Consider the following 13526-nt stretch of genomic DNA (forward strand, 5'->3'; position numbering starts at 1 on the left):
TTGACATTTTACCCCCTATACTAATGCTGGAGATGAAATCGCATTCTGTGGAGGAAAATGAAATGAGCGAACCAATTAGGCGGGTAAAATTGTATCGCGCAGGGAAGTTGTGGGTCGCAGCCGCAGTGGTCACCTTCGGGGTAGGGGTGGCGACTGGGGTGGGTCAAGTTGCCGGCTGGCAGGCGCAAACGGTGCAAGCAGCGGATGATGCAACCATCGTCACGACAACTGATGACGACGGGAATATCTCGATTGATCCTGAGCATACTGCTGGAGATGCCGTTGCAATCACCGATGAGAACATGGCCCAGTATTTTACAGTGTCAGATCTGGCTGGCAACTTGAAAACAATCAGCGGCCGCGAGGTTTCGCTGACCACTGGCAAAGAAAAACCTCTGCCAAATTTGAACTTCACTACAGGTACAGTGCTGTTGCTGGCAAATCGCCAGGTGGATTTCACCAGTGACTTCGCCTTGAGCGTCACGATGCATGTCGCTTATGACAACAGCTTGGGCACTTGGGTCGGCGGTGATGGCACGGCGCTGTTTTTCGAGCCGTTAAGCGTTAATGATGTAATCGAGGATGCCGAAATTGGCTCGGGGCTGGGAATCGCCTATGCTGATTATGTGGATTCTGGCAATCTGATCAGCTTTAATATTTCATCCAACGCTGAAGGCCGGGTAACTGCGCCGGATGGCACGAAGTACACACCAGCGCGTTGGCTGGTTTATTCATCCAGTGCCACGATTTCTAAATCGGTGCTGCAAAAGACGGCGCCGGCTTATGCCTTAGATACACCGATTGAAACAAATCAAATCGCCGGCAAAGAAGGTGAAACGGTCAAGCGGGTTGATATGGCCTACACTTTTGACATGAAGTATGACGCCAAAGGGCATACCATCACCACGAATGTCCTTGATGGCGCTGGCAAGCTTGTGCAAACTTGGAAATTTCCAGTGCCAGCCGCTTGGCGAGGCAAAGGCTACACTATGGGGGTTTCTGCCGCTACGGCGATGTCCCATGCGCAATTTGATGCCAAGATCAACAGCTACAGCTACACGCCTGCCGGCAGCAGCTTAAATATTTCCAGTACCGGCTTGCCTGAAGGCGTCAACGGCCCGAAGCAATCCGGCATTAAAGCCAGCGCCGGCAACACAGTGGCGTTCTACCCTGAAGGCACACAAGCGCCAACAACTGCCGAAGATGGGCGGCCATTGACTGCGGCGTATGCCGTGCCAGCAGTCGGTGACTACGGCTTGGCAGCCACCCAGTATGCCACGATCGTCACTGGCGACGACAACAACGTGGTTCTGCCATTTGTGAAGCAATCAAAGATCAACGTCAAGTACGTTGATCAAAACGGTAAAGAAATTCAACCTAGCACGACACTCACTGGCAACGTCGGTACGCCTTATTCAGTGACCCGGCCGACCATTGAAGGTTATACCGAAGATGGTTTGGGTAAAGATTCTCCGGGGTTGGCGGGCAAATTTATCGAAGAAGACCAAACGGTAACTTTGCAATACAAGCAAAACGCCGGCAGCCTGACAATCAAGTACGAAGATGAAGCGGGTCATGAAATTGCCGATCCTATTGTCAAAGAGGGCTCTGTTGGGGAAGCGTATCAGGTGGACGAGCGCAAAATTAACGGCTACGACTTTGATAAGTTGGCCGATAATTCTGCTGCATTAAAAGGCACCTTGACCGCCGAACCTCAGACGGTAATTTTGCAATACAAGCAAACAGCCGGCGGCCTGACAGTCAAGTACGAAGATGAAGCCGGTCATGAAATTGCTGATCCTACTGTCGAAGAGGGCTCTGTTGGTGAAGCGTATCAGGTGGAAGAACGCAAAATTGACGGCTACAAATTTGATAAGTTGAAAGACGATTCAGCTGCATTAGAAGGCACCTTGACCGCCGAACCTCAGACGGTAATTTTACAATACAAGCAAAATGCCGGCAGCCTGACAGTCAAGTACGAAGATGAAGCCGGTCACGAAATTGCTGATCCTATTGTCAAAGATGGCTCGGTTGGTGAAGCGTATCAGGTGGACGAGCGCCAAATTGACGGCTACAAATTTGATAAGTTGGCCGATAATTCTGCTGAATTAAAAGGCACCTTGACCGCCGAACCTCAGACGGTAATTTTACAATACAAGCAAAATGCCGGCAGCCTGACAGTCAAGTACGAAGATGAAGCGGGGCACGAAATTGCTGATCCTACTGTCGAAGAGGGCTCTGTTGGTGAAGCGTATCAGGTGGAAGAACGTAAAATTGACGGCTACAAATTTGATAAGTTGAAAGACGATTCAGCTGCATTAGAAGGCACCTTGACCGCCGAACCTCAGACGGTAATTTTACAATACAAGCAAAATGCCGGCAGCCTGACAGTCAAGTACGAAGATGAAGCGGGGCACGAAATTGCCGATCCGATTGTCAAAGAGGGCTCGGTTGGCGAAGCGTATCAGGTGGACGAACACCACCCAATCCCAGGTTACGGTTTTGAAAAGCTGAAAGACGGTTCAGCTGCATTGGAAGGCACCTTGACCGTCGATGCACAGACTGTAACATTGGTTTATCATAAGCTTTCAAGCGAAGTTCCAAATCCAGTCGATGCTGGCCCATTGACGATCCATTACGTGGATGAATATGGTGCGATAATCAAGTCTGATGAGACCAAAGCGGGCAACGTCGGCAATGGCTATGCGATTGTACCACCGGAAATCGGCGGCTACACATATACTGAGCTAGGTAAAGATTCCGCACCATTGACCGGCCAGTTTACCAAAGACCCGACCAACATCACGCTGGTATACAACCAGAATGAACACAAGTTGCCTGACCCAGTCGCAGCCTCTTTGACGATCCATTACGTGGATGAATATGGTGCGACAATCAAACATGATGAGACTAAAACAGGTAACGTCGGCAATGGCTATGCGATTGTACCACCGGAAATCGGCGGCTACACATATACTGAGCTAGGTAAAGATTCCGCGCCATTGACCGGCCAGTTTACCAAAGACCCGACCAATATCACGCTGGTATACAACCAGAATGAACACAAGTTGCCTGACCCAGTCGCAGCCTCTTTGACGATCCATTACGTGGATGAATATGGTGCGACGATCAAATCTGATGAGACCAAAGCGGGAAATGTTGGCAACAGTTATACAGTTGTACCGCCGAAAATCGGCGGCTATCGGTATGGCGAATTAGGCAAAGATTCCGCACCATTGACTGGACAGTTTACGAAAGACCCAACCAATATCACACTGGTATACAACCAGAATGAACACAAGTTGCCTGACCCAGTTGCAGCCTCGTTGACGATCCATTATGTGGATGAATATGGTGCCACAATCAAACATGATGAGACTAAAACAGGCAACGTCGGCAATGGCTATGCGATTGAACCGCCGAAAATCGGCGGCTATCAGTATGGCGAATTAGGCAAAGATTCCGCATCTCTGACTGGAGTGTTTACGAAAGACCCGACCAATATCACACTGGTATACAACCAGAATGAACACAAGTTGCCTGACCCAGTTGCAGCCTCGTTGACGATCCATTACGTGGATGAATATGGTGCCACAATCAAACATGATGAGACTAAAACAGGCAACGTCGGCAATGGCTATGCGATTGAACCCCCGAAAATCGGCGGCTATCAGTATGGCGAATTAGGCAAAGATTCCGCATCTCTGACTGGAGTGTTTACGAAAGACCCGACCAATATCACACTGGTATACAACCAGAATGAACACAAGTTGCCTGACCCAGTTGCAGCCTCGTTGACGATCCATTACGTGGATGAATATGGTGCCACAATCAAACATGATGAGACTAAAACAGGCAACGTCGGCAATGGCTATGCGATTGAACCCCCGAAAATCGGCGGCTATCAGTATGGCGAATTAGGCAAAGATTCCGCATCTCTGACTGGAGTGTTTACGAAAGACCCGACCAATATCACACTGGTATACAACCAGAATGAACACAAGTTGCCTGACCCAGTCGCAGCCTCGTTGACGATCCATTACGTGGATGAATACGGTGCCACAATCAAATCTGATGAGGTCAAAGCGGGCAACGTCGGCAATGGCTATGCGATTGAACCCCCGAAAATCGGCGGCTATCAGTACGGCGAATTAGGCAAAGATTCCGCACCATTGACTGGCCAGTTTACGAAAGACCCAACCAATATCACACTGGTATACAACCAGAATGAACACAAGTTGCCTGACCCAGTCGCAGCCTCGTTGACGATCCATTATGTGGATGAATATGGTGCCACGATCAAATCTGATGAGACCAAAGCGGGCAACGTCGGCAATGGCTATGCGATTGAACCCCCGAAAATCGGCGGCTATCATTACGGCGAATTAGGCAAAGATTCCGCACCTCTGACTGGAGTGTTTACCAAAGACCCGACCAACATCACGCTGGTATACAACCAGAATGAACACAAGTTGCCTGACCCAGTTGCAGCCTCGCTGACGATCCATTATGTGGATGAATATGGTGCGACAATCAAATCTGATGAGGTCAAAGCGGGCAACGTCGGCAATGGCTATGCGATTGAACCCCCGAAAATCGGCGGCTATCATTACGGCGAATTAGGCAAAGATTCCGCATCTCTGACTGGAGTGTTTACCAAAGACCCGACCAACATCACGCTGGTATACAACCAGAATGAACACAAGTTGCCTGACCCAGTTGCAGCCTCGCTGACGATCCATTACGTGGATGATCATGGTGTGCCAGTAGCGCTTGATGAAACTAAACAGGGTAATATCGGCAACGGCTATACCGTCGTGCCAAAGCCGATCGGCGGTTATACGTATACTGAGTTAGGCAAAAACTCTGCACCATTGACAGGAAAGTTTGTCGCGCAGCCAACAGATATCACCTTGGTTTACCATGCGAAACCAAGCCAAGTTCCTGAACCAATAAAAGCTGGCGAGTTAAGGATCCATTTTGTCGACATCGATGGGAAACCGTTGGGCAATGACATCGTGAAAACCGGTTCAGTGGGGAATGGCTATACCGTGGCGCCGATAGTGATCGACGGTTATCGCTATGTTGGACTGGCTGACGAGTCAGCACCTTTAACTGGCACTTTAAGTGCGGAGCCACAAACCATCACGTTACTGTATCGGCCAGTTCCTGTGACAAATACTGGTACAGGGGTTCCAGGTGGGCCAGTCGACAACGGCGGTAATCCACCGAGCACACCAGTAGATAACGGCGGCAATCCACCAAGTACACCAGTCGATAACGGTGGCACCGCACCAAGCACACCGGTGGATAACAGCGGCAATCCACCAAGTACACCGGTGGATAACAGCGGCAATCCACCAAGCACACCAGCGGATAACGGTGGCACTGCACCAAGCACGCCAGTGGATAACGGTGGTAATCCACCAAGCACGCCAATCGACAACGGCGGCACCGCACCAAGCACACCGGTGGATAACGGTGGGAACCCACCAAGCACACCGGTGGATAACAGCGGCAATCCACCAAGTACACCGGTGGATAACGGTGGCAATCCACCAAGTACGCCAATCGACAACGGCGGCACCGCACCAAGCACGCCAATCGACAACGGCGGTAATCCACTAATCACACCGGTGGATAACGGTGGCAATCCACCAAGTACGCCAATCGACAACGGCGGTACCGCACCAAGCACACCAGTGAATAACGGCGGCACCGCACCAAGCACGCCAGTGGATAACGGTGGCAATCCACCAAGCACACCGGTGGATAACGGCGGCAATCCACCAAGCACACCAATCGACAACGCCAACAGTACGCAAACGCCGAATGGTGCTGCAAATACCGTAACGACTACGCCAACACGGCTTCAAGCACAGTCAGCACAACCGGCCGCGCGCACAATGCTGCCTGACACCGATGCTGAAGCCACACCAACGTCTGCAGGCAAGGCGGCAGTGCAACAGCCAAGTCGCAAGGCGGCAGTGCAACAGCCAAGTCGCAAGGCGACACGTCAAGCATTGCCGCAAACTGGGGACCACGCAGCCTCAATGTTGGCGCTGCTAGGCGCCTTCCTGCTGGGCATCGTGGGCTTAACTGAGGCTCGGCGCGACGAATGATTTTACAAAAGGCATCCTCGCCAATTGAGGATGCCTTTTCCTTATCCCAAGATATTCCATAACGGAATGGATGGCCGAGGTAAGTGAATTGTTCGATGGTGGGATTCTTTGCATAATGAACTTTGTAATCACGAAACGGAGGCAAACAAGATGTCTGAACAACCATATGATCTGCGTAAAGTTTTAGCTGAAATTAAGAACAAACCTGGGCAATATCACGAAACAAATAAAGAAATCGATCCGCAAGCCGACCTGGCCGGCGTTTATCGCTATATCGGTGCCGGTGGGACCGTCAAGCGGCCAACGCAAGAAGGGCCAACCATGATGTTTAACAACGTCAAAGGCTTCCCCAACTCCCGTGTGCTGATCGGCTTGCAAGCTTCGCGCCAACGCGTGGCCGACATTTTGCACAAAGACTACAAGCACCTCGGTCAAGCCCTTAACACGGCGGTGACCCATCCGGTTGCCCCAGTCGAAGTGGCGCGCGCTGATGCGCCGGCGCAAGAAGTGGTGCATCTGGCCACAGATGAAGATTTTGATATTCGTAAGTTATTAGCCGCGCCAACCAATACGCCTGACGATGCCGGTCCGTATATCACCATGGGGGTGGTGTATGGCCATTCTGTCGACAAGCAAGAATCTGACGTAACCATTCACCGCATGGTTTTGGAAGATAAAGACACCATCGGCATGTACATCATGCCTGGCGGTCGACATATCGGCGCATTCTTGAAGCAATATGAAGCGCGTAACGAACCGATGCCGATCACCATTAACATCGGCTTGGATCCGGCCATTACCATCGGCGCGACTTTCGAGCCGCCGACTACGCCGCTTGGCTACAACGAATTGCAAGTGGCCGGTGCCTTGCGCAACGAAGCCGTGCAAATCGTGCAAGGCGTCGCCGTCGACGCCAAAGCTATCGCCCGCAGTGAATGGGTGATCGAAGCCGAGATCTTGCCCAACACCAAAATGCAAGAAGACATCAACACGAACTCCGGTTATGCCATGCCCGAATTCCCCGGCTACAACGGCACCGCTAATCCAGCAGTAAACGTGGTCAAAATCAAAGCCGTGACGCATCGTCAAGACAACCCAATCGTGCAAACCACTATTGGGCCTTCTGAAGAACATGTGTCTATGGCCGGCATCCCCACGGAAGCGTCGATTTTGAACTTAGTCGACCGCGCGATCCCAGGCAAAGTCACCAATGTTTACAACGCCCCAGCCGGTGGTGGTAAGCTGATGACTATCATGCAGATCCACAAAGACGACATCAACGACGAAGGGATCCAGCGCCAAGCCGCCTTGTTGGCTTTCTCTGCATTTAAAGAGCTCAAAACTGTGATTTTGGTGGATGAAGATGTTGATATTTTCGACTGGAATGACGTGATGTGGACCATCAACACGCGCTTTCAAGCCGATCGCGACATCATGGTCTTAGAAGGCTTGCGTAACCATCCGCTGGATCCATCAGAATTGCCGGAATATGATCCATCCCGTATTCGCCATCGCGGCATGAGTTCTAAATTAGTCCTTGACGGCACGGTGCCATATGACATGAAAGACAAATTCGTCCGCGCGCCGTTTAAAGAAATGAGCAACTGGGAAGATTATTTAAAGTAGCCAAAGCAGCACGCACTTAGCGGTGGATATAAGACGGGATGACATTTGGGCGCTTTTCGCCCAAGTGGCGTCACAACTTATATCACGCAGCTCGACGACCCCCAAGCCAGATCACCCCTAGAAAGGAAATATTATGAAACGAATCGTAGTTGCAATCACCGGCGCCAGTGGCACCATTTACGGTATTCGGTTGTTAGAAGCGTTACACGCTGACCCGGAAGTTGAAGTGCACTTGGTGATGAGTGCTTGGGCTAAGGAGAACTTAGCCATTGAAAACACTGGCTATGTGGAAAGCCAAGTGAACGCTTTGGCGGATCATGTTGATGATCCGCGCAACATGGGCGCGACGATTGCTTCTGGGTCGTTTCATCATGATGGCATGGTGATCGTGCCTGCCAGCATGAAAACAATCGCTGCCATTGCTTGTGGCATGGGGGATAATTTGATCGGCCGCGCCGCTGATGTGACGCTTAAAGAACGCCGCCCGTTGTTGATCGTGCCGCGGGAGTCGCCTTTTAACCAGATCCACTTGGAGAATATGCTGAAGCTGGCCAAGATGGGCGTGGAGATCATTCCACCGATCCCAGCATTCTACAACAACCCGCAAACAATCGACGATTTGATCGATCACACCACGATGAAATTGTTGGATCACCTGCATATCGCCAATGACTTATCGCCGCGCTGGGCAGGCTTGGCCAAAGCCAAGCAGGCGGCGCGCCGATGAGCACAGGGACTTTCACTCGCCAACAAGCAGGGGTGACGATGACCTTGCAAGTTGAGCAACAAGGCCAAGATATCTTGGTGACTTTAGTCGGCGGAGATGTGCCACACTTCGGCGTTGTCACCACCGTCGGCCAAGATGGGGTGTTCACCCATGCCTTACCCAGCCGACCTGGCCATGTGCATCAAGAAGGGGCGTTGACCAAGCGGCTGGCCAAGCAAATCGCGCCGGTGCTGGCGGGCAATGCGATCATCACCGCAGGCATGCATGTTAACGAAATCACCAAGGTGCAGATGCAAGCGGCGTTTGCCTTGACCAAGGCGCTAGGCGATGACCTCAGGCATTGGCTGCAGGCGCATCCGGTGGCTGCGGTGGTTGAGAAATTTGCCAAATAACTTCTTGATCCCGATCTGCCGCTGGTGGATCGGGATTTTGGCTTGTTCTGCCAACGCATTCAGGTTAAAATTTTCTTGATACGCATGACGGTTATCTCGGAGGCCAAAATGGCAACTTTACGGCAACTTATTCATTTTCTGGCAACACATCATCTCAAAAGGCGCTACCGCATCGGCTTGATCGTTGGGGTGACGGTGATCTTGATCGTGGCCATCGCCAGTATTGGCGTCCACGCCTTGAAGCGGCCGGCTGCGGCCAGTTCAAGCAGTGCCGTGATCAAAATCGCCAAGCTGCCGGATCCGACCGTCAGTTTGCAAACGTATTTGAACAGCCTGGAGCAAACCGGCAAAGTCCAAGTCAGCTTCTACAGCCTGGCGCCTAAACCCGGCTCCAAAGCCGCCAAGCAGCGCTCAGGCGCCTTGGATCGCAAAGGCGGGGTGAAAGTAGCTGCCGGCGGCGACACCAAGGTGTATTCGGCGTCGACTTATAAGCTTTACATCGCCGCGTATGTGTTCCACCGCTACGCCCAAGGCAAGCTGCCTTGGGATTTGACGGACCGCCAGAATTTCGACGCGATGATCGTCAATTCCGAAAACGGTTATGCCCAAACGATTTTGACGCGTTATGGCAATGACACAGTGGATAATTACTTGCAGACGATCGGCATCGATCCGGCGTTTGCAGGGGATGCGGCAGAAACGACCGCCAACAACTTGGTGAAGATCTTGAAATTATTGGATGCTGGCCAAGGGCCTTTTGCCAATGACAAAATGCGCACCCGCTTGCTCAAAGACATGGGCAAGCAAGTGTATCGCCAAGGCATCCCCGCCGGCGTGGCCAGTGTGGATAAACATGCCAAAGTACAAGACAAGGTGGGCTTTTTGACCAATACCAATAATGATGCGGGCATCGTTACCACCAAAGACGGCCACCGCTACATTCTGGTGATCATGACCACGGGACATGCGCAATTGGACTTCTCACAAATCAAAGAGATCGCCGCGCATATTCAACGGCTGGTTTACGAAGCGGCTTAAGTCTGGCATAATGGTATGTAAGGCACTAACCAACCGTTGCGCCAATGGAGGCCAGAATGTTTATCTTTTTTGTAGATTTAGGGCATGCGCTGATCATGCCGCTGCCGCCGCCGTGGCTAGCAGCTGATTAAACACTGAAGACATGAGCCTAGCTCACAAGGGAGAATATTAACCAATGGAAGCAATCGAATTACGTGCAGGAATGACGTTTGAAAAAGACGGCAAGTTGATCAAAGTCCTTGAATCCAACCACCACAAGCCTGGTAAAGGCAACACTTTGATGCAATTGAAGCTGTATGATGTGCGCGCAGGCTCAACGGTGCAAACCACCATGCGTCCCAGCGAGAAGCTGACGCCAGCGATCTTAGAAAAGAAGTCCGCCCAATACTTGTATGAACAAGACGGCACCAGCTTCTTCATGGATACCGAAACCTATGAACAATACGAATTACCTGATGAATCCATCGAACATGAACGTCTCTACTTGTTAGAGAACGCCATGGTCCAAATCGAATTCTACGGAACTGAAGTGATCGGCATCACCTTGCCGTCCACGGTCAACTTGAAAGTCACTGAAACCCAGCCTAACATCAAAGGCGGCTCTGTCACCAGCGGCGGCAAGCCTGCCACGATGGAAACCGGTTTGGTCATCAACGTGCCAGAATTTATCAATGCCGGCGACGTGGTGCAGATCAACACGGCCAACGGCGAATACCAAAAGCGTGCATAATCTCAAAAACAGCCTTCACGGGCTGTTTTTTTTGCAGAAAATTTCAGATTTGGCCTGGACCACTCATTTGCAATTGTTGGGAAAAAGGCGGGAATCACCGCGTTGACTCGGTTTGTCATGACAGCTTAGTTTACAATCGGTATAGCCCAAACACACCGATGTTATTGTCATGTTATGTCACAGAAACCTTTGACCGCAGGGCCGATCTCGTATAACCTAGTAACTGTTATTATTGATTTACGAAATTGGTCTATTTTTCTATGAAAGAAGTGGTCAAAATGAAAAGTTACATGCAAAGAATGGGAAGCTCGATCCAGCTGCCTGTATCGTTATTACCCGCTGCCGCCCTCCTGGAAGGAATCGGCCATTGGCTCCCTGCAAAATGGCCTGCTGCTCAGTTTCTCATGGCAGGCGGCAATGCTGTTTTAGGGATCTTGGCGTTATTGTTTGCTTTAGGGCTGGCTAGTGGGATGTCCAAGAACCAAGACGGCGCCTCTGCTATTGCTGGGTTGGTGGCATATTCTGTGCCAGTGGCAGTGCTTGCCCCAGCCAGTGTCGCCGCGCTGCAAGGCGTGAAAGTCGGCGCGGTTGATCCAGCCTTTGGCGCCATCAGCGGCAATGTCTTCATCGGCATCTTAGGCGGCTTGATCGCCGCGGCGTTATACAACCGCTTCTCTGACACAAAGCTGCCGATGGCCTTGTCGTTCTTCTCCGGTAAGCGCTGTGTGCCGATCTTGACTGCCGGCGTGATGCTGGTGTTGAGTTTGGTGCTGTTAGTCGTATGGCCGCCAGTTTATGGGGCTTTGGTAGCTTTTGGTAAGTTCATGGTCAGCTTAGGGGCAGTTGGGGCCGGCTTATACGGCTTCTTTAACCGCTTGTTGATTCCAACTGGCTTGCATCAAGCGCTGAACTCGGTATTTTGGTTCAATATCGCTGGGATCAACGATATCGGCAACTTCTGGGCCAACGCCGGCACCAAAGGCGTGACTGGTCAATACATGGCCGGCTTCTTTCCGGTGATGATGTTTGGCTTGCCAGCCGGGGCCTTGGCGATTTATAAGAACGCCAAGCCCGAGAAGAAAGCCCAAACCGGTTCGTTGATGTTAGCCGGGGCTTTTGCCGCTTTCTTCACCGGCGTCACGGAACCGTTGGAATTCTCCTTCATGTTCGTGGCTTGGCCGCTGTATGTGATCCACGCGGCTTTGACTGGCTTAAGTTTGGCATTTGCTGCGTTCATGCACTGGACGGCGGGCTTTACCTTCTCTGCTGGACTGGTCGATTATGTGTTGAGTTTGCGCATGCCGATTGCCAACTTGCCTTACATGTTGATCGTGCAAGGCGTGGTGATGGCAGTGTTGTATTATTTCGTGTTCGACTTCGCCATTCGCAAATTTAACTTGGCCACGCCTGGGCGTGAAGCTGATGTGGCCGTCAGCACGCCTGAAGTTGCCCAAAGCGTTGGCGACGACAAGTATTCGCTGAAAGCCAAGCGTATTTATGCGGCGTTAGGCGGTTTTAAGAACTTGTTAGTCGTCGACAACTGCACTACGCGCCTGCGCTTGCAGCTGGCAGACACCGCGGCAATCGATGAACCAGCAATCAAAGCGGCTGGGGCGGTCGGCGTCAACGCCATTGATGGCCGCAATTTGCAGATCATTATCGGTACCGATGTGCAATTTGTTGCCGAGCCTTTGAAGGCGATCAATGACGCCAAAACGCCGCTGGCTGATTTACAAGTCAGCAAAGCTGTCGCAACGCCTGATGCGCCAATCGCGCCAACAGAAGCCGCCGCGACAGTGGTTGAACCGCTGTACAGTCCGGCAAATGGTGAATTGATCGATTTAGCCGATGTTGCCGATGCCACTTTTGCCCAGAAAATGTTAGGGGACGGCTTTGCTGTGGAGCCAAGCGATGGTTTGATCGTGGCACCGGCTGCCGGGAAAATCACCAGCATCTTTCCCACGAAGCACGCCATTGGTTTAACTACCACCGCCGGCTTGGAGTTATTGATCCATATCGGCATCGATACGGTAGCGTTAAAAGGCGCGCCGTTTGAAGTGTTGTGCGAAGAAGGCGCCTCGGTGCAGCCTGGTGATCAACTGGTCAAGGCCGACTTGGCGGCGATTGGCAAGGCCGGTAAAGCCACCACGACCATGGTGGTGATCACCAACATGGCCAAAGCCGTTGAACTTTTCGACCGGACAGCACCAGGCGCGATCAAAGCCGAAGCTAAGGCCCTTAACGTTACGGTTGCGCAAGGTTAAGCAATGTAGCAGCCGGGCTGGTGTTGCTGCGCAGCGTGGGGCAGACAAGGCGGCGCAGGCGGCGCGGCCGGTTCCAACCGCGCATGGGGCGCGCGTTTTCCACCTAAATTCTGAGCCCGCATCGCTGCGCTCAGCGCGGTCTCAGAATTTGCCGCAAGCAGCACAGTATCCCAAGCACAAACCACTTGGGATATTGTGCTGCTTGTTTCGCGGCCTGACCGCCTTGTCTGCCCCGCGCCGCTTCGCAACACCAGCCCTACGGTATTCGTGATCGATTAGGATACTGGTCGACTTGCGTTTGTTGGTAGGGATGGGAGGTTGAGTTGCCTATGAAGCAAATGGTAATTGCACTGTCATAGACGTAAAATTTGGGTATCCCGGTGTCTTCAGATCTACTCCGCATGGTCACGATATTTAAGGTTTACCATGATTGGCGTCGGATCCTGTTTTCGGGTTAGTATTGCATATATAACCAAGTTCAGACAATGGAGGACTAGTGAAGCGGAGCGGCGTGGGGCAAGCGGTGGTCAGGCCGTGAAACGATCAGTGTCGCAAGCCAAGCGATTTGTGCTTGGCTCGCGTCGCTGATCGCGGCAAGAATCGAGACAAGCGGGTGAGCGCAGCGAG

7 protein-coding genes are annotated in these 13526 nt (G+C 51.9%); all 7 read left to right on the top strand.

Annotation, left to right across the window (positions count from 1 at the left end):
- Positions 1 to 62: 62 nt before the first annotated feature.
- On the top strand, positions 63 to 6122 hold the full coding sequence (locus ACGG90_RS03820; RefSeq protein ID WP_390406056.1) for a MucBP domain-containing protein: 6060 nt from the start codon (positions 63 to 65) through the stop codon (positions 6120 to 6122).
- 150 nt (positions 6123 to 6272) lie between these two features.
- A complete protein-coding gene (locus ACGG90_RS03825) occupies positions 6273 to 7748 on the top strand; it encodes a UbiD family decarboxylase (RefSeq protein WP_390406058.1) in 1476 nt (491 codons plus the stop codon).
- A 133-nt stretch (positions 7749 to 7881) separates the two neighbouring features.
- Positions 7882 to 8475, top strand: coding sequence for a UbiX family flavin prenyltransferase (locus ACGG90_RS03830; protein ID WP_390406059.1), 594 nt, complete (start codon positions 7882 to 7884; stop codon positions 8473 to 8475).
- A complete protein-coding gene (lpdD, locus tag ACGG90_RS03835) occupies positions 8472 to 8867 on the top strand; it encodes a prenylated flavin chaperone LpdD (RefSeq protein WP_390406062.1) in 396 nt (131 codons plus the stop codon). The genes ACGG90_RS03830 and lpdD overlap by 4 nt, the downstream gene beginning before the upstream one ends.
- Positions 8868 to 8975: 108 nt before the next feature.
- Positions 8976 to 9905: a serine hydrolase gene (locus ACGG90_RS03840; protein WP_390406065.1), complete on the top strand. Its 930-nt coding sequence runs from the start codon at positions 8976 to 8978 to the stop codon at positions 9903 to 9905.
- 175 nt (positions 9906 to 10080) lie between these two features.
- Positions 10081 to 10635 (top strand): elongation factor P, encoded by a 555-nt coding sequence (gene efp, locus ACGG90_RS03845; RefSeq protein WP_390406068.1) that lies wholly within the window; start codon positions 10081 to 10083, stop codon positions 10633 to 10635.
- A gap of 278 nt (positions 10636 to 10913) precedes the next feature.
- Positions 10914 to 12899 (top strand): N-acetylglucosamine-specific PTS transporter subunit IIBC, encoded by a 1986-nt coding sequence (nagE, locus tag ACGG90_RS03850; RefSeq protein WP_390406071.1) that lies wholly within the window; start codon positions 10914 to 10916, stop codon positions 12897 to 12899.
- The last annotated feature ends 627 nt before the right edge of the window (positions 12900 to 13526 follow it).

The organism is Lacticaseibacillus jixiensis, assembly GCF_042847315.1.
GTDB lineage: Bacteria > Bacillota > Bacilli > Lactobacillales > Lactobacillaceae > Lacticaseibacillus > Lacticaseibacillus jixiensis.